14 protein-coding genes and 2 pseudogenes are annotated in these 18,394 nt (G+C 67.6%); 7 read left to right on the top strand and 9 right to left on the bottom strand.

All coding sequences use genetic code 11. The features are described 5' to 3' along the window. The first annotated feature begins 2 nt into the window (after window positions 1-2). From AC1VNX_RS06055 to AC1VNX_RS06040, 4 genes and pseudogenes are all read left to right on the top strand, one after another. A pseudogene (locus tag AC1VNX_RS06055) lies at window positions 3-1,243 on the top strand (xanthine dehydrogenase family Fe-S subunit). A gap of 116 nt (window positions 1,244-1,359) precedes the next feature. Beyond that, on the top strand, window positions 1,360-2,166 hold the full coding sequence (locus AC1VNX_RS06050) for an alpha/beta fold hydrolase (protein ID WP_483155900.1): 807 nt from the start codon (window positions 1,360-1,362) through the stop codon (window positions 2,164-2,166). 78 nt (window positions 2,167-2,244) lie between these two features. After that, window positions 2,245-2,775 (top strand): MarR family winged helix-turn-helix transcriptional regulator, encoded by a 531-nt coding sequence (locus AC1VNX_RS06045; RefSeq protein ID WP_184605474.1) that lies wholly within the window; start codon window positions 2,245-2,247, stop codon window positions 2,773-2,775. A 107-nt stretch (window positions 2,776-2,882) separates the two neighbouring features. Beyond that, the gene (locus tag AC1VNX_RS06040) at window positions 2,883-4,673 is read left to right on the top strand and encodes an acyl-CoA dehydrogenase (protein ID WP_483155899.1); all 1,791 of its coding nucleotides are present in this window, start codon (window positions 2,883-2,885) and stop codon (window positions 4,671-4,673) included. Window positions 4,674-4,788: 115 nt separating this feature from the next. Here the strand turns inward: AC1VNX_RS06040 and AC1VNX_RS06035 are convergent, their stop codons facing one another. After that, window positions 4,789-5,649: an EamA family transporter gene (locus AC1VNX_RS06035; RefSeq protein WP_483155898.1), complete on the bottom strand. Its 861-nt coding sequence runs from the start codon at window positions 5,647-5,649 to the stop codon at window positions 4,789-4,791. Beyond that, window positions 5,649-6,533, bottom strand: a complete 885-nt coding sequence (locus AC1VNX_RS06030) for a MurR/RpiR family transcriptional regulator (protein ID WP_483155897.1) — start codon at window positions 6,531-6,533, stop codon at window positions 5,649-5,651. Before AC1VNX_RS06030 ends, AC1VNX_RS06035 begins: the two co-directional genes overlap by 1 nt. Before the next feature lie 85 nt (window positions 6,534-6,618). Here AC1VNX_RS06030 and AC1VNX_RS06025 point away from each other — a divergent pair, with 85 nt between their 5' ends. Beyond that, window positions 6,619-7,515: an oxidoreductase gene (locus tag AC1VNX_RS06025; RefSeq protein ID WP_483155896.1), complete on the top strand. Its 897-nt coding sequence runs from the start codon at window positions 6,619-6,621 to the stop codon at window positions 7,513-7,515. Between the two features lie 847 nt (window positions 7,516-8,362). Next, window positions 8,363-11,287: a hypothetical protein gene (locus AC1VNX_RS06020; protein ID WP_483155895.1), complete on the top strand. Its 2,925-nt coding sequence runs from the start codon at window positions 8,363-8,365 to the stop codon at window positions 11,285-11,287. Between the two features lie 236 nt (window positions 11,288-11,523). On the opposite strand, the gene AC1VNX_RS06015 is transcribed toward AC1VNX_RS06020, so the two are convergent. From AC1VNX_RS06015 to AC1VNX_RS05985, 7 genes and pseudogenes are all read right to left on the bottom strand, one after another. Continuing rightward, on the bottom strand, window positions 11,524-11,847 hold the full coding sequence (locus tag AC1VNX_RS06015) for a hypothetical protein (protein WP_483155894.1): 324 nt from the start codon (window positions 11,845-11,847) through the stop codon (window positions 11,524-11,526). Between the two features lie 88 nt (window positions 11,848-11,935). Further along, entirely contained in the window at window positions 11,936-12,682 is a 747-nt protein-coding gene (locus AC1VNX_RS06010) for a lysophospholipid acyltransferase family protein (protein WP_483155893.1), read from the bottom strand. Between the two features lie 141 nt (window positions 12,683-12,823). Further along, entirely contained in the window at window positions 12,824-14,110 is a 1,287-nt protein-coding gene (locus AC1VNX_RS06005; protein WP_483155892.1) for a dihydroorotase, read from the bottom strand. A 139-nt stretch (window positions 14,111-14,249) separates the two neighbouring features. Next, on the bottom strand, window positions 14,250-15,212 hold the full coding sequence (locus tag AC1VNX_RS06000) for an aspartate carbamoyltransferase catalytic subunit (RefSeq protein ID WP_483155891.1): 963 nt from the start codon (window positions 15,210-15,212) through the stop codon (window positions 14,250-14,252). Next, the gene (gene pyrR, locus AC1VNX_RS05995; RefSeq protein ID WP_483155890.1) at window positions 15,213-15,710 is read right to left on the bottom strand and encodes a bifunctional pyr operon transcriptional regulator/uracil phosphoribosyltransferase PyrR; all 498 of its coding nucleotides are present in this window, start codon (window positions 15,708-15,710) and stop codon (window positions 15,213-15,215) included. Further along, window positions 15,707-16,135, bottom strand: coding sequence for a Holliday junction resolvase RuvX (gene ruvX / locus AC1VNX_RS05990; protein WP_483155889.1), 429 nt, complete (start codon window positions 16,133-16,135; stop codon window positions 15,707-15,709). Before ruvX ends, pyrR begins: the two co-directional genes overlap by 4 nt. Window positions 16,136-16,361: 226 nt before the next feature. Further along, window positions 16,362-16,798 (bottom strand): annotated as a pseudogene (locus AC1VNX_RS05985) (YqgE/AlgH family protein); the annotation flags it as partial. Window positions 16,799-16,858: 60 nt separating this feature from the next. Between AC1VNX_RS05985 and AC1VNX_RS05980 the strand changes: the two are divergent. Beyond that, entirely contained in the window at window positions 16,859-18,358 is a 1,500-nt protein-coding gene (locus AC1VNX_RS05980) for a cryptochrome/photolyase family protein (RefSeq protein ID WP_483155888.1), read from the top strand. Window positions 18,359-18,394 lie beyond the last annotated feature (36 nt).

Raw genomic sequence — 18,394 nt, 5'->3', positions numbered from 1 at the left:
ACTTGGACCCGATTTCCATTCAAGTGAACGGCCGCAGCTTCAGCCGACAGGCCGAGCCGAGGATGCATCTTGGCGACTTCCTGCGCGACGAACTGCACCTGACAGGAACGCATCTCGGCTGCGAACATGGCGTCTGCGGCGCCTGCACGGTGCTCGTCGACGGCCAGCCCACGCGCTCGTGCATCACGTTCGCCGTGGCGTGCGAAGGCCGCGAGGTCACCACCATCGAAGGCTACGAAAACGATGCGGTGATGCAGCGGCTGCGGCAGGCATTCACGCGCCACCATGCACTGCAGTGCGGCTTCTGCACGCCGGGGATGCTCACCACGGCGCGCGACATCGTGCTTCGCCTGCCCGAAGCCGATGAAGCGTGCGTGCGTCTTGAGCTGTCCGGGAACCTGTGCCGTTGCACCGGGTACCAGGGCATCGTGGACGCCATCCTGGACGTCCTTCAGCAACAGCGCATCAGCCCCGACGCGCAGTTCGAGCAACTGCGGCAACGATTGAGCGCGCCGCGCTCGGTCACGATGAAGCGTGTCGCCGCGGCGGCGCAGGCCGGATCGGCCACCCCGTCATCCACTTCGACATCCACTTCATCGACCGGGAAGCCGGCCGCATCCGAACCGTCCGCTGCGGCGGACATGGCGGAAGTCGATCCGGTCGCGATGGCCAAGGCCAAGGCGAAGGGCAACGCGATCGAAGTCCATTTCGACGTGCCTTATCCGCTCGATCGGGTGTGGGAATTCATGGGCGACCTGCCTGCGGTGGCTTCGTGCCTGCCGGGCGCGACCATCGACTCGCACGAGGGCGAAAGAGTCAAGGGCACCATCGCCATCAAGTTCGGCCCGATGTCGGCGGCCTTCGCCGGCGCGGCGCGGCTGGAGCGCGACGACGCGGCCAAGCGTGCCGTCCTTCGGGGGCAGGGCAGGACAGCCTGAGCAAATCGCGCACCCAGGGCGACATCAGCTATCGGCTGGAGGCGCTGTCGACCGATAACACCCGGGTGCACGTGGACATGATCTACGCGCTGCAGGGCCCGCTCGCGCAATTCTCCCGCTCCGGCCTGGTGAAGGATTTCGTGCGCCGCATGGTGGCGGACTTCGGCAAGCAGATCACCCGCAGGCTGGGCGGGCAGACGGTGTCGGCCGGTGAGCCGCAGACGACTGTCTCCATGGCCGCAATGATGTGGAGCGTGCTCTGGAACCGCATCCGCGGCTGGTTGGGAAGACCGCCGCGGCCTTGAGACAGGCCACGCCGGGTGCCGCAAGCCCCGGCGCAATGGCAGGATTTTTCATCGATGCAATTTTCAACACCGGCCTGGAGCGAGAGCGACTGTGCATGGAACAGCTCGGAGTCGCAATGAGTTTCCTTCTTCATGGCTATCACGTACGCGCGAATGGGGTACGGCTGCACCTGCTGCGCTATGGCGGGCGCGGCCCGCGCATGCTCCTGCTGCCCGGCATCACGAGCCCCGCGATCACCTGGGGCTTCGTTGCCGAGCGGCTGGCTCGCCACTTCGACGTCCATGTTCTGGACTTTCGCGGGCGCGGCTTGTCCTCCAGCGCGCCCGGCATGGACGCGAGCCTCGATGCCATGGCGACCGACGTGCTCGCGCTGCTGGAGGTTCAGGGTTGGTCGTCCGTGACGCTGCTGGGTCATTCGATGGGCGCGCGCGTGGCGATTCGCGCAGCCGCGCGCGACACCCGTCGCATCGACAGGCTGCTGCTGGTCGACCCCCCCGTCTCCGGTCCTGGCCGCCGGCCTTATCCGGTGCCGCTGCCTTGGTATGTGGAATCGATCCGGATGGCCATCGAGGGCGTGACGGCCGAGGAGCTTCGCCCCTACGCGCCGACCTGGACGGACGAACAGCTGCAACTGCGGGCCGAGTGGCTGCACACCTGCAGCGAGGAGGCCATCGTGCAGGCGCATGCCGGTTTTCACAGCGACGACATCCACGCCGACCTGGCCAAGCTGCAGACGCCCGGGCTTCTCATGACGGCGGGACGAGGCGGCGTGGTGCTTGCGGAAGACCTGACGGAGATCGAAGCACTCGCGCCAGGCCTGGTGCAGTGTCGGGTGCAGGGCGCCGGCCACATGATCCCTTGGGACGATGAGGACGGGTTCCATCGCCAGCTCGGCGAGCATCTGAAAATCGACCTGTCGTAGCAGTGGAGGCGCGATTGGCTATCCATTCACACACAGGGCAGCCGGTACACTCGCCGGCTGACTATCGGCGATCTCGAGATGATGACGAAGCGTTCCCCCGCTCAGAAGAAGACAGGTGGCGTAGCAGAGGCGGCAAAACCTCAGGGCCCCGAGCCTTTCAATCCGCTGCGCGAAGTGATGTGGCGTCGCCCGGGCTTCCTGATTCGTCGATTGACCCAGATCGGCCAGGCGATCTTCTTCGATCTGTGCAAGTCCGAGAGCATCACGCCGCTGCAGGTCGGCATGTTGACGGCACTTTCCATGAACCCCTGGCTTGATCAGAAGGCCATCGGCCGGGAGCTTTCCCTGGATCGAACGACGACGGCGGAAGTGCTCAAACGCCTTGGCGACAAGGGGCTCGTCGAAACGCGCGTCAATCCGGACGACCGGCGGTCAAGACTTTCGGTGATCACCAAGGACGGCCTGAACCTGATCAACGACCTGCAGGAAAGCATCCACCGATCGCAGGAGCTGTTGATCGAGCCGTTGTCGCCAGAGGATCGCGCCGTCTTCATGAAGCTGCTGGCGCAGCTCGTGGATGCACACGAAAAGATGGACAAGCAAGGCTAGTCCTTCAGATTCATACCGAGCGGCCTCTTGCCGCCTGGCTGCTGCCCCCTATGCGGCCCGGCCACATTTCCCGATTACTTTGGAGTTGCTGCAAAAGCAAGATAGAGATGGGTTACATAGCACCCCTGAAAGACATGCTGTTCGACATCGAACACCTGGCCAACATCGGCGAGATCGCGAAGCTGCCGGGCTTCGAGGATGCCGGCCTCGAAACCGCACAGGCCGTGCTCGAAGAGTGCGCGCGCTTCAACCAGGACCTGATCGCGCCGCTGAACGTGCCGGGCGACCGCAATCCCTCGTCGTTCAAGGACGGTGCCGTCACCACCACGCCGGGCTTCAAGGAAGCCTTCGCGCAGTACGTGGCGGGCGGCTGGCAGGGGCTGCAGCATCCGGCGGACTTCGGCGGCCAGGGCCTGCCCAAGACCATCGGCGCGGCGTGCGGCGAAATGCTCAACTCGGCCAACATGAGCTTCGCGCTGTGCCCGCTGCTGAGCGACGGCGCCATCGAGGCGCTGCTCACGGCCGGTTCCGACGAGCTCAAGGCCACCTATCTCGAGAAGATCGTGAGCGGCCAGTGGACCGGCACGATGAACCTCACCGAGCCGCAGGCCGGCAGCGACCTCGCCATGGTGCGCAGCCGCGCCGAGCCGCAGCCCGATGGCACCTACAAGGTGTTCGGCACCAAGATCTTCATCACCTACGGTGAGCACGACATGGCCGAGAACATCGTGCACCTCGTGCTGGCCCGCGTGACCGGTGCGCCCGAGGGCGTGAAGGGCATCAGCCTGTTCGTCGTGCCCAAGTTCCTCGTGAACAAGGACGGCTCGCTCGGCGAACGCAACGACGTGCATTGCGTGAGCATCGAGCACAAGATGGGCATCAAGGCCTCGCCCACCGCCGTGCTGCAGTACGGCGACCATGGCGGTGCAATCGGCTACCTGGTGGGCCAGGAGAACCGTGGCCTCGAGTACATGTTCATCATGATGAACTCGGCCCGCTATGCGGTGGGCATGCAGGGCATCGCGATTGCGGAGCGTGCCTACCAGCACGCCGTGGCCTATGCAAAAGACCGCGTGCAGAGCCGCCCGGTCGATGGCTCCATCAATGCCAGCGCGCCCATCATTCATCACCCCGACGTCAAGCGCATGCTGATGACGATGCGCGCCTACACCGAAGGCTGCCGCGCGATGGCCAGCGTGGCCGCTGCCGCCTATGACGCCGCGCATCATCATCCCGACGCGGATGCGCGCAAGCAGAACCAGGCTTTCTACGAATTCATGGTGCCGCTGGTCAAGGGCTACAGCACCGAGATGAGCCTGGAAGTGGCCTCGCTGGGCGTGCAGGTGCACGGCGGCATGGGCTTCATCGAGGAGACCGGCGCGGCGCAGTACTACCGCGACGCCAAGATCCTGACGATCTATGAAGGCACCACCGCCATCCAGGCCAACGACCTCGTGGGCCGCAAGACCGCACGCGACGGCGGCCAGACTGCGAAGGCCATCGCGGCACAAATAGAGAAGACCGAGGCCGAACTCGCCAAGAGCGACAGCCCCGCGGCGGCTTCCGTGCTCAAGCGCCTGAAGGCCGCGCGCCTTGCGTTCATCGACGTGGTCGACTTCGTGGCCGGGCAGACCAAGGCATCGCCCAACGCGGTGTTCTCGGGCAGCGTGCCCTACCTGATGCTCGCGGGCAACCTCGTGGCAGGCTGGCAGCTCGCGCGCTCGCTGATCATTGCGCAGGACCTCGCCTCGCGCAGCTTCGACACCGACTTCATGCTGGCGAAGATCGCCACCGCGCGCTTCTATGCCGAGCACATCCTGAACAAGGTGCCGGGCATCCGCGACAGCATCGTCGAAGGTGCTGAGAGCGTGACCGCACTGGCGCTCGAGGCTTTTTGAAGTAAGGACAAGGGACTCTTTCTCCGCGCGACGAAGGCCAAGCTCGGCGGCCCTCCCCTGCTGCCGAAACCCCAATTCGCAATCGCGCTAGCCCCTGAGGCTCCCCGCATGAACATCAAAGGCTGATCGCCGCGATCCCGGCCAGCACGATCACGCCCCCGACAACGCGCCGTGCGAGATGGTCCTCACGAAAGAGCCAGCACGCGAGGAAAGAGCCGATGACGATGGACGACTCGCGCAGCGGTGCGATCAAAGCCACCGGCGCACTCAGCATCGCGGTGAGAACGAGGATATAGGCGAGCGGGGACAACACGGCCACGATGAGGATCGGCACAGCGTCGGCACGGAGGACATCGGGGATCCGATGCCGCCGCAGCAGCGCGATGGGTGTCAGGATCAGGCCTTGGAGCAGCAGCGTGCCTGCGTAATAGCTCACGGGCGCCAAGTGCCACGAGGTGACCGAGTAGCTGTCCCAGAGGGTGTATGCGGCGATGGTGCCGCCTGTCGCGGCCCCCCAGAGGATCCCCGGCACCGGACGGCGGGAGCCACTTCTGAACAGATTGCCCGCGACGACGAGGATGCCCGCGATGATCACCAACGCGCCGAGCATGGCGACCGTGGTGAGCCGTTCTCCCAACAGGAGAACAGCGAACAGCATCGTCAGCATGGGCCCCGTGCCGCGGGCGACCGAGTAGACCACCCCGAGCTCCGCGCGGTCGTAGCCGGCCTGCAAGATGAGCGAGTACGCGATGTGCAATGCCGCTGAGACCGCAGAACCCACCACGAGCCGCCAATCGAGCACCTGTTGCCCCTCGGCCATGAGGGCAATGCCGATCGGCACGCACAGCAGCGCCGAGGCGCAGGTATAGGCCCAGACGAACAGGAAGGTCTCGCCACGCTTGTACTTCGAGGCGATGTTCCACAGCGCATGCGCTGTCGCCGCGACGAGCACGAGCGCGACCGTGCCGGGATGCATCAGGAGATGTCGGGCAGGTCGATGCCCGCCCGTTCTGCCCGTCGGCTGCGCTCCGGGTCGCGCAGCGCAAGCATCGCGACCAGCGCATCGATCACGACGAGCTGCGCCAGCCGGCTCCCCGCCGCGGCCATCTGCGCCGGCAGCGGCGCGCCGCCGACGACCAGCGCAACGTCCGCGAGCGTGGCCAGCGGTGTGCCGTACTGGTTGGTGATGGCGATGAGCGACGCCCCGGCCGAGGAAGCCGCATCGGCGATGGCGAGCGTGGCCGGCGTGCGTCCCGTCGAACTCACGGCGATGACGACATCGCCAGGCCCGAGCAGGCGCGTCGCGATCATCGCCGACAGGTGGTCGGGGATGCCGATGCTCGTCACGCCGACTGCTCGCAGGCGGAAGACTGCATCGGCGGCGACGGTTGCCGACGGGCCGGTGCCGTACGCGATGACCTGGCGCGCCGACTGGATGGCGCGGACCGCCTCGTCGACAGCAGGGAGTTCGACGGCCCCGGCGAGCGCGGCCAGTGCGTCGGTGCCTGCGCGGATGGACGTTTCGAGCACCGTGGCGGACGTCGCGTCCGCACCGAGAACTTCAGGCGGCGCGAAGAACCGGGTCGTGCCGCGGGCGCGAGCGATCTCGATCTTGAGTTCGGTGAACCCGGTGAACCCGATGGCACGCGCGGCGCGGACGACGCTCGGTGGCGAAACGCCCGCACGAGCCGCAACTTGCGCGCTTGTGCTCGCGCCGACGAACAAGGGATCGGCGAGCAGCAGAGCCACGACCTTCGCTTCGCTGGCAGCCAGATTGCCGCAGCGGGCCTGGATGCTTCCTATCCATTGCCCGAGCCGCCCTCCATCCGAAGAAATTCCATTACCAATTTCATCGATCATTTGAAATATATTACATTGCTCATCCTAAGCAGACAACCGCCACGCAAGCAGGTGCTCTGCAACCAAGCCGCAGGAGTCCCGTTGCATGAATCCAGAAAGCAGTCCATCAGTAGCAGTCGTGGGGCCAGGTGCCATCGGCACCACGATCGCGGCGGTGCTGCACGAGGTCGGCCGCACGCCGTTGCTGTGCGGCCGCACGTCCCGCGGTCATCTGGCGCTGCGCGATGGCGATCGCCTCATCACCATTCCTGGTCCGGTCCGGACGAATCCCATCCAGATCGCTCGTCCGGTCGACCTCGTCTTTCTGGCTGTCAAGGCGACGCAGATCGAGGCAGCCGCAGCATGGCTTGCCGCACTGACCGGTCCGGAAACCGTCGTGTGCGTTCTGCAAAACGGCGTCGAGCAGTTGGAGAGGGTCGCGCCACATTGCCCGCGTGGGCGGATCGTGCCCGCCATCGTGTGGTTTCCCGCGCAGGCGCAGCCCGATGGCTCGGTGCGCTTGCGTGGCGACGCTCGCCTCAGCCTGCCGGACGCGCCGGCTTCCCGCGTGATCGCCGAGGCGATGCAAGGCACCCGCTGTTTCGTCGAACTGGCGGCAGATTTCAAATGCCTGGCCTGGCGCAAGCTGCTGCAGAACGCGGTGGCCGGCCTCATGGCGCTTACGCATCGTCGCTCGGGCATGTTCGGCCGGTCCGACATCTCCAGGCTCACCCTAGGCTATCTGCAGGAATGTCTGGCGGTGGCCCGCGCCGAGGGCGCCGAGCTTGGCGACGAGGTGCCGCAGGCGATCCTCGACAAGTTCCAGGCGTCTCCCGCCGACATGGGCACATCCATCCTCACGGATCGCGAAGCCGGCCGTCCACTCGAATGGGACATTCGCAACGGCGTCGTCTCACGTCGCGGTCAGGCTCACAACATTCCAACCCCCATCAGCGACGTCTTGGTGCCGCTGCTCGCGGCTGCGAGCGACGGTCCTGGCTGATTCCCTGTCTGCGCTATCCGTACTTCCACTGGGTCAGCGTCAAACCCTCGAACGCCCCGTTGAAAGGCGGGTCCGGTGCTTCATTTTTTGGGCGGGGCCGATGCGCTCATCTGCCACGCAAGACGCGACTCTGCTTCCCCAAAAACAATTTGGCTGACCGAATGAGTGCCTCTTCAAGGATCAGATCCTTGAAGAGGCACTCAGACTCACGCTCAATCCCCTCGGCTATGCAATCGGTCACTCAATCGATCCATGTCGTACTCATTCACCAACATGGCCAGCTGAGTCTCTTGCTGCGTGGCCCGCTGGACTTCTTCTAGGCGATATGGATCACACTGCTTGCGCATAAGCAAGACACGATCCACCTGTTCTAGGAATGCCTCTCCATAGGAACCCTCCCGCCCGAGCCTGACCGGATGCAACTCCAGATATCCGAACCGGTCGATCACGACAGCTCTCATCGCCGCGACAAGAAGAGTGTCGCCACTGGCCTCGATGACCCCGGGGCCACTGCTTGCCGGCGATGCACCGTCTGCTCGCCCCGGAACCAGCCCACCTGAAGCCGATCCGTTCCCTGTCGATGATGGGACCTCCATCGGCCCATATCAGAACTGCTCGCTGGAGGCCTGCGTCCAGCTCCGTGTCCGTTACGGGCACGAGGTGTAGCAACGCTACGTAACAAGCGCCAAAGCACGCTTGCCGGGAGCCCTCGACCGAAGTACCCGCTCGGCAAAAATCTTCAATTAAATCAACAGCTTGTGCGCGCTCATCCGCAGTGCCAGCACCTGCAAAAAAAAGCGGCACACAAGTTGCCCCCTCAGTCAGTCCCACCACCGAGGAGGCTGCAATGACGGATGCCAATACAACGATTTCTTCGATCGCCGGAGGCGCCGACAGCAGTGCCGCCACGCCAGTGATCCTCGCGCAATCGACGGTCCGGCCGATCGCGCCCATGGGCGGAACCACCGCCGCCGCAGCGGCGCCAACCATTGCACCGGCCGGCGTCGGGTCGCTGTCCAACGCCACGCCCGGCACGGTCGTCATGCGCGACGGCGTGGCGATTCCCGTATCCGGCAGCCAGACGCTGATGGCCGGCGACCGCGTGATCGTTCCTCAGGACGGCCACGCCAATGTCCTGTTCCCCGGCTCGGCCACCAACAAGGCGCCGCTGGCCGGTGTGTTCACCGGCGGCACCGACGCCACCATCAGCTCGACCAAGCTCGCGAGCGGCCTGGAGCAGGTGAACGTCGACGTGGCCTCCGGCGACCTGGAAGTGACCTCGCCCGACAGCGACGCCGAAGCGGCTGCGCTCGCGGTGAGCAAGAAGACCGCCGCCGGCAGCGGCATCGGGCTGGGCGAATTCGCGCTGGGCGCACTGGGCGCCGCCGGGCTCGCGGCGGCACTGGGCGGTGGCGGGGGCAGCGACAGCGCGGTTCCCTTCTTCGTTCCGGGGATCGGCGAAAGCGATGCGGATGCAGACGCGGACGCAGATGCCGACGCGGATGCAGACGGTGACTCGGATGCGGACGCCGATTCCGACGCCGACGCGGATTCGGATGCCGACTCGGATTCCGACGCCGATTCCGATGCGGACTCGGATGCCGACTCCGACGCCGATGCGGACGCAGATCACCTGCTCGATCCGGGCGACGGCGCCGCCGGCCATCTGGTCGGTGCGCTCGACAACCTGCTCGGCCTGGGCGGAGGCGGCGGTTCGGCCGCCGCCGCGCGCAGCGCCGCAGTCGCGAGTTCCGCGCCCACACTCTCGTCGCTGATGCCCACGGCCGACGGTCTCACGGACCTGGTGGACAAAGTGCTCTCGCCCATCGCGGGCAACGAGTTCAGGGCCAACGATCCGAACGCGTTCGACCCGCTGGACAACACCGTCGACGACATCACCGCCGACCTCGGCGGCGTGCTCACCCCCGTGGTCGACGGACTGCTGGGCGCCGGCCTGACTGACGCGCTTATCGGCTCGCTGAACGGCCAGGTCGACTACCTGACCGACGCGCTCCACAACATCCTCGGCAACGTGCTCGGCAGCGACGGCCTGCTCGGCGGCGTGACCACCGGCCTGGGCATCGACGGCCTCGTCGACCAGCTCGTCGGCGACGACGGCGTGGTCGGCCAGGTGCTCGAAGGCCTGCTGGGCGACGGCAGCCTGGTGGGCGGCGTGCTCGGCGAGCACGGGCTGGTCGGGCAGTTGCTGGGCGATGGCGGCTTGCTCGGCGGTGTGCTGGGTGACGACGGCCTTCTGGGTGGTCTGCTCGGTGGCGATGGCGGCTTGCTCGGCGGCGTGCTGGGAGACGGCGGCCTGCTGGGCGGCGTGCTCGGTGGCGATGGTGGCTTGCTTGGCGGTGTCCTGGGAGACGGCGGCCTGCTGGGCGGCGTGCTCGGTGGCGATGGTGGCCTGCTCGGCGGTGTGCTGGGTGACGACGGTCTTCTGGGTGGCCTGCTGGGCGGTGACGACGGCCTGCTCGGAGGCGTACTCGGCGGTGATGGTTCGCTTGCCGGCCTGCTCGGCAGCGATGGCCTGACCGGTGGCCTGCTCGGCAACGACGGCCTGGTCGACAGCCTGCTCGGACCCGACGGCGTGGTCGGCGGGCTGCTGGGCGCAACGCCCGTGGGCGGCTTGCTCGGCGGCGAAGACGGGCTGCTCAGCGGCGTGCTGGGCGACAACGGCCTGATCGGCGGCCTCCTCGGTGGAGACGGCCTGCTGGGCGGTGTTCTTGGCGACGACGGCCTCCTCGGTGCCGACGGCCCGTTGGGCGGCCTGCTCGGCGGCGATGGAGGCCTGCTTGGCGGCGTCCTCGGTGGCGACGGTCTGCTGGGTGGCTTGCTCGGCGGCGACGGCGGATTGCTTGGCGGCGTCCTGGGTGACGATGGCCTGCTGGGCGGCGTACTCGGCGGCGACGGTGGCCTGCTCGGCGGCGTCCTTGGCGACGATGGCCTGCTGGGCGGCGTACTCGGCGGCGACGGTGGCCTGCTCGGCGGCGTCCTTGGCGACGATGGCCTGCTGGGTAGCGTACTCGGTGGCGATGGTGGTCTTCTCGGCGGCGTGCTCGGCGAGGACGGCCTTGTAGGGGGCCTGCTCGGCGGCGTCACCAACGGCGGCGCCGGTGGCCTGGTCGATGGTCTTCTTGGCGAGGACGGCCTCGTCGGCGGCTTGCTCGGCAGCGTCACCCACGGCGATGCCGGCGGCCTGGTCGGCGGTCTTCTCGGCGAGGACGGCCTCGTCGGCAGCTTGCTCGGCAGCGTGACCAACGGCGACGCCGGCGGCCTGGTCGGCGGCCTGCTTGGCGAAGACGGTCTCGTCGGTGGCCTGCTCGGCGGCGTGACCGGCGGCGGCAGCACCGGCGGCCTGCTGGGCGGCGTGCTCGGAGAGGACGGCATCGTGAACAACCTGCTCGGCGACGAGGGGCTGGTCGGCAGCGTGCTGGGCGCGGACGGCCTTGTGGGCCGGCTGCTCGGCTCGCTCAGCGGCGACGACGGCCCGGTGGCCAACGTGCTGCAGTCGGCGACGAGCGAAGCGGCAGCTCCGGCGGCGCATGCGGCCTCCAGTGCCGCTGCTCCGGCAACCGACATCCTGGCCGGTACCGCCGGCACGGTGGCGCCTGTGGTCGAGACGGTGGCCCATGTGGTCGAAGGCGCGGCCAGTGCCGTCGCCGCGGGCGTGGGCGAAGTCGTGGCGCCGATCACCAGCCAGGTCGAGCAGACGGTGGGTCACGTGGTGAGCCCGGTCACCAACATCCTGCACGGCCTGCTGGGCTGAGCGGACCACCCGCTCGCCCGCTGCCGGCTCCGGGATGCCGCTGTAGGCAGGCGCTCACGCGCTTGCCTTGCAATGTCCCGCATGGGCGGGCAGTGTGCAGAGTCAATGTGGAGGTTCCGTGGATCCCGGTTCCTCCTCACGACGCATCCGTGCGTCGTTAAGCGCTCCTTCGAGGGCGCTTTTTTTGGGCATGCGTGTCCGCTGCGGCGGCGCAAAGCGCTGCTCCCAGGCGGTCCTCAGCGGATCAGGCTCATCGGCGCGACCTGCGGCGTCATCTTCTGCTCGGTCGCCGTCAGCAGCTGACCGTTCGATTCCTTCCAGCACATGAGGTTGGTGATGCCGGAGCCCGCCGGTCCCGGTGCCTGTATCGACACCGCTTTCCATCCCTTGCAGGCGCCGCCGACGGTGGTGGGCCGGTCGAGGAATACGTAGTCGGTGCCGGCGTCGATGCGCATCACGCCCACCACGCCGGGCGGAAGCGGCTTGCGCGTCTGCGCGGACGCGGCGAAGGCTGCAGTGGCCATGACGATGCCCAGGAAGAAGATGCGGGTGCGCCCCATGCGTGCTGCTCCGGTTGACGAGGGCCGATGTTATGGCCGACGACACCGCGCGGCGAACCCTCGCTCGAAGGCCGGCCGGCTTCTTCCGTCAGTGCGTCTCGCGGCGCAGCTGCTGCACGTCTTCGTGCAGCGAATGCGCCCATTCGCGACGGTCGCGCCCGTGCGGGTCCTGCGGCTCGCCGAAGCGCACGATGGCCAAGAGCGGCGGCGCGCGCAGCGTGTTCCACAGCGAGACGACAAGGTTGTCGTCGTCGATGTAGCGCGGCGCCTGGCTGGTCTCGCCGGTGGCGGCGTCGGCGAAGCGCAGCGCGGCGGGCAGCACTGGAGCGCCCGAGGAGATCGACGCCTGCAGCAGGTTCGCGTGAAAGGGCAGCAGGCCCCGGCCGTCGCTGGTCGTGCCCTCGGGAAACACGCCGATCAGGTCGCCGTTGCGCAGCGCCTCGGTCATGTGGTGCACCACGCGCAGCGCGTCGCGGCGGCGTTCGCGCTCGATGTAGAGCGTGCCCGAGCCGTTGGACAGCGTGCCGATCAGCGGCCAGCTCTTCACGTCGGACTTCGACACGAAGCGCACATGCCGCGCGGCATGGATGGTGGTGATGTCCAGCCACGAGAGGTGGTTGCAGATCAGCAGCACCGGTCCCGTGGGCGGCGGCGTGCCCTGCACCACGAGCTTGATGCCCATGAGCTCCAGCATGCGACGCGACCATGCCTGCACGCGCGCGTTGCGCTCGGCCTGCGTGAGATTCGGGAAGGTGAAGCGGATCGTCCACCAGCCCGAGGCCGCGTGCGCCACCGCGCGCGTCAGGCGCCAGCAGGCTTTCAGCGAATGCAACATCAGACGGGCGACCTCTCAGTTGCTTCAATGCATGGTCGCGAAACACCGCGGAACCGGCTCTGCCGGGCCGCTGGTGTTGCCCCTGCAAGGGGGTTGGCGTAGCGACACGAAGTGCGCGAAGACTGGGGGTGAGCTTCATTTCTAGCCGTGCACCACGCGACCGGCCACCAGGGTATGGCGCGCGCGGCCCTGCAGCGGATAGCTGGCGAAGGGCGTGTGCTTGCCCTGGCTCTTGAGCGCGTCGGGCAGCACCTGCCATTCGAGCGCGGGATCGGCGATGCACAGGTCGGCCACGCCGCCCTCCTGCAGGCGGCCGATGCCGGTGCCCGCGTCGGCCGCGCTCAGCAGGCGCGCGGGCGCGGAGGTGACGACCTCGATGGCGCGCGCGAGGCCCGCGCCGCTGCGCTCGCCCCATTGCAGCGCGAGCGGCAGCAGCAGTTCGAGGCCGGTGGCGCCCGCCTCGCTCTCGGCGAAGGGGAGCGTCTTGGCGTCGGCCTCGACCGGTGTGTGATCGGACACCAGCGCGTCGATGGTGCCATCGGCCAGCGCGGCGGAGAGCGCGTCGCGGTCGCCCTGCTGGCGCAGCGGCGGGTTCAGGCGGGCACGGCTGTCGAAGTAGCCGATGTCGGTGTCGGCCAGGTGCAGCGAGTTGATGCTGACGTCGCAGGTGATCGGCAGCCCCTGCGCCTTGGCCTGGCGCACCAGCTCCACGCCGCGCGCGCTGGAGACGCGGCACAGGTGCACGCGCGCGCCGGTGGCCTTCATCAGCTCGACGATGGTGAAGATGGCGATGGTCTCGGCCGACACCGGCACGCCCGCGAGACCGAGCCGCGTGGCCAGCGGGCCGCTGGCGGCGACGCCCTTGCCGAGGTCGCGGTCCTGCGGGCGCAGCCACACGGTGTAGCCGAAGGTGCTGGCGTACGAGAGCGCGCGCTGCAGCACCTGCGTGTCGGCCAGCGGCACGTCGGCCTGGCCGAAGCCAATGCAGCCGGCCTCGGTGAGCTCGGCCATCTCGGTCAGCACGCCGCCGGCCAGGCCGCGCGTGAGCGCGCCCAGCGGGAACAGGCGCGCGCCCTGCAGCTTCTCGGCGCGGAACTTGAGCATCTCGACCAGGCCGGGCTCGTCGAGCACCGGGTCGGTGTCGGGCGGGCACACGAGGCTGGTCACGCCGCCGGCGATGGCCGCGGCCATTTCGCTTTCGAGCATGCCTTCGTGCTCATAGCCGGGCTCGCGCAGCCGCGCGGCCAGGTCGACGAGGCCCGGCGTGACGATGCAGCCCGTGGCGTCGATGGTGCGTTCGGCCCTGAAGCCGGCGGGAATGCTGCTGCCGATGCCGGCGATCTTTCCGTCGGCGATGGCGATGTCGGCCTTCTTGTCGGTGCGCGATGCGGGATCGACGACGCGGCCGTTGGTGATATGGATGTTCATGCGTCTGTACTTCCGGTGACAGTCATGGCCTTTTCGGGAAACACCGTGGAACCGGCTTCGCCGGGCCACTGGTGTTGCCCCCGGTAGGGGGTTGGCGAAGCGACACGAAGTGCGCGAAGACTGGGGGCGAGCAACATTTCTATGCTTCGTTACCTGCGACGATGCTCATGACGGCCATGCGGACCGCGATGCCGAAAGTGACCTGCGGAAGAATCACGCTCTGCTTGCCGTCGACCACGGCCGAGTCGATCTCCACGCCCCGGTTGATGGGCCCCGGGTGCATCACGATGGCGTCGGGCTTGGCCAGCTGCAGCTTTTCCTGCGTGAGGCCGAAGGTCTTGAAGAACTCCTGCGACGAAGGCAGCAGCGCGCCGCTCATGCGCTCGTTCTGCAGGCGCAGCATGATGACCACGTCGCAGTCCTTGATGCCTTCCTCGAGCGTGTGGTACACGCGCACGCCCATGCCGGCCATGTCGGCGGGCACCAGGGTCTTGGGGCCGACCACGCGCACCTCGGCGCAGCCCAGCGTGGTGAGCGCGTGGATGTCGGAGCGCGCCACCCGCGAATGCAGCACGTCGCCGACGATGGCGACCGTGAGGTTCGAGAAGTCTTTCTTGTAGTGGCGGATCGTGTACATGTCGAGCAGCCCCTGCGTCGGGTGCGCATGGCGGCCGTCGCCGGCGTTCACCACGTGCACATGCGGCGCAACGTGCTGCGCGATCAGGTAGGGCGCACCCGACTCGCTGTGGCGCACCACGAACAGGTCGGCGGCCATGGCGCTCAGGTTGGCGATGGTGTCCAGCAGCGACTCGCCCTTGGTGGCCGAGGAGCGCGCGATGTCGAGGTTGATGACGTCGGCGCTCAGGCGCTTGGCCGCGATCTCGAAGGTGGTGCGCGTGCGGGTGCTGTTCTCGAAGAACAGGTTGAACACGCTCTTGCCGCGCAAGAGCGGCACCTTCTTCACCTCGCGGTCGCTCACGCTCGTGAAGTTGGCTGCCGTGTCGAGGATGTGCGTGACGATGTCCTTGGGCAGGCCCTCGATGGACAGCAGGTGGATCAGCTCGCCGTTCTTGTTGAGCTGAGGGTTTCGCTTGTAGAGCATTTACTTGCTTTCCTCCACCTTCAGGCTGAATGAGCCGTCCGCTGCGCGGGCCAGGGCCAGCAACTGGGAATTCGGCAGCGTGAGCGTCGTCGCGGCGAAGTCGGCCGCCACCGGCAGTTCGCGCCCGCCGCGATCCACCAGCACCGCGAGGCGCACGCTGGCCGGGCGGCCGAAGTCGAACAGCTCGTTGAGCACCGCGCGGATGGTGCGGCCGGTGTAGAGCACGTCGTCGAGCAGCAGCACGTCGGCGCCGTTGGCGTCGAAGGGCAGCGCGGTCTGCGCACTGGCCGAGAGGCCACGGCGCGAGAAGTCGTCGCGGTGCATGGCCGACGAAATGATGCCGGGCGCGCCGGGCAGGCCCAGGTCCTTCTGCAGCCGCTCGACCAGCCAGGCGCCGCCGGAGGTGATGCCCACCAGCTTCGTTTCAGGGCGCATCAGCGGCTTCACGCCAGCCAGCAGCTTGGTGTAGAGCGCTTCGGCGTCGGGGATTGAACTCAAGGGATGCTCCTCAGAAATTGCTCCAGGATGATGCAGGCGGAAGCGGCATCGGCATCGCGGGCACCGGAGGCAAGCGCCTCAGTGGTGCTGTAGCGCTCGTCGACCTCGAACACCTGGAGATTGAAACGGCCGCGCAGCTGGCGCGCGAACTTCTGCGCGCGGCGGGTGTTCTCGTGCGCGGCGCCGTCGGGATGCCAGGGCACGCCGATCACCAGCGCGTCGGGCTGCCATTCCTTGATGCGCGCCTCGACCTGCGCGAAGCGCGCGTCGCCCTCGGCCTTGATGGTGGGCTGTGGCGTGGCGGTGCGCAGCAGCCGGTTGCCGCTGGCCACGCCCGTGCGCTTCAGGCCGAAGTCGAAGGCCAGGAAGCTCTGGAAATGGGCGGGAACAACTGCAGGTGCTGAGGGCTGAGCACTGCCAGACATCGCCGGTCCACTCACAGGAACAGGGGGCCGCCGCGCACGGCCGCCCGAAGCGGCCGGCCCGCCCCCGGAAGGGGGTTGGCGAAGCGACACGAAGTGCGCGCAGCCTGGGGGTGAGCCAAGTTCATCAGGCGTGTCCGGCGTCGGGGGACAGCTTCCAGGCCTCCAGGCCCAGCAGCATCAGCGCTTTGTCGTAGCGCTGCTCGATGGGGGTGTCGAAGATCACGGCCGGGTCGGCACCCACGGTGAGCCAGCTGTTCTCGGCCAGCTCGGATTCGAGCTGGCCTTCCCCCAGGCCGCATAGCCCAGGGAAACCAGCACCTTGCGCGGGCCCGCGCCGGTGGCCAGGGCCTCCAGCACGTCCTTGGAGGTGGTCATCTCGAGCCCGCCGGGGATGGTCATGGTCGAGGCGTAGACGGATTCCTCGGGCTTCTCGGCCTGGGCGAAGACCGGCTCGTGCAGCACGAAGCCGCGCTCGGTCTGCACCGGGCCGCCCTGGAAGACGGGGGCTTCGCCCAGCTCGGGGCGGGCCAGGTGCAGCTCGATCTTCTCGAACAGCACCTTGAGGTTGATGTCGCTGGGCTTGTTGATCACCAGGCCGAGCGCGCCGCGCTCGCTGTGTTCGCAGAGGTACACGACGCTGCGGTTGAAAGTTTTGTCTTCCATCCCGGGCATCGCTATCAAAAAGTGATGCGTGAGGTTCATCGGGGCAGAATCGGCGGCCATATGCCTCCGATTTTACTGGCCGTCGACAAGACCTATCCCAAAGGGCTCATGTGGTTCCGCCGCGACCTTCGCGTGGACGACAACGCCGCTCTCTACAGGGCGCTGCGGGCCTGCAGGCAGGTGCTGTGCGTCTTCGTGTTCGACAAGGCGATCCTGGACGCCCTGCCCACGGTCGACCGCCGGGTCGAATTCATCCGCGAATCGCTGGTGGAACTGGAGGCCGAGTTGCGCGCGCTGGGCGGCGGGCTGATCGTGCGGCACGCGGTGGCGGCGCAGGAGATCCCGGCGCTGGCCCGCGAGCTGGAGGTTCAGGCGGTCTTCGCCAACCGCGACGACGAGCCCGACGCTCTGGAGCGCGACGCCAAGGTCTTCGGCGCGCTGGCCAATGCCGGCGTGACCTTCCACACCTACAAGGACTCGACCGTCTTCGACCGCGACGAGGTCATGACCAAGACCGGCCAGCCCTACACGGTGTTCACGCCCTACAAGCGGGCCTGGCTGGCGAAGCTGGATTCCTTCTTCCTCAAGTCGTACCCGGTGCGCAGCCACGCCGACGCGCTCGCGCCCTCGCCGCAGGCCTATGGCGAGCCGGTGCCGGCGCTGCGCGAGATCGGCTTCGAGAAGAGCAACCTCTCGGCGCTCGGGATTCCCACCGGCACCCGCGGCGCCGGCCAGCTCTTCGAGGATTTCTTCGAGCGCATCGACCGCTACGACGAAGCCCGCAACTTCCCCGCCGTGCGCGGGCCCAGCTACATGGGCGTGCATTTGCGCTTCGGCACGGTGTCGATCCGGCAGATGGCCAGCCTGTCGCACCAGCTCTCGCTGCAGGGCAACACGGGGGCGGCGACCTGGCTGAGCGAGCTGATCTGGCGGGAGTTCTATTTCCAGATCCTGGCGCACTTCCCGCACGTGCACAAAGGCGGCGAGTCGAAGAGCTTCCGGCCCGAGTACGACAAGATCCAGTGGCACCACGGCAAGCACGCCGACCAGCTCTTCGACGCCTGGTGCAACGGCCGCACCGGCTACCCGCTGGTGGACGCGGCCATGCTGCAGATCAACCAGAGCGGCTACATGCACAACCGCCTGCGCATGGTGGCGGCTAGCTTCCTGTGCAAGGACCTGGGGCTGGACTGGCGGCGCGGCGAGGCCTACTTCGCGCTGCACCTGAACGACTTCGAGCTGGCCTCGAACAACGGCGGCTGGCAGTGGGCCAGCTCCAGCGGCTGCGACGCCCAGCCCTACTTCCGCATCTTCAACCCGGTGACCCAGAGCGAGCGTTTCGACCCCGAGGGCAAGTTCATCCGCCGCTACCTGCCGCAGCTCGCGGGGCTGTCGAACACCACGATCCACGCGCCGTGGCTAGCCTCGCCGGTGGAGCTCGAAGCCGCCGGCATCAAGCTCGGGGAGACCTACCCCAAGCCGGTGGTCGACCATGCGGAGGCGCGCGAGAAGACGCTGCAGCGCTACGGGGTGGCGCGGGCAAAGGCGCTGCAGAAATAAAAAAGGGGCCGCGAGGCCCCTTCTTCATGAACGAAC

Source organism: Variovorax sp. TLI9-5A (assembly GCF_056867935.1).
Note: the sequence above shows the minus strand (reverse complement) of the source record. Positions and strands in the feature narration are given on the sequence as shown.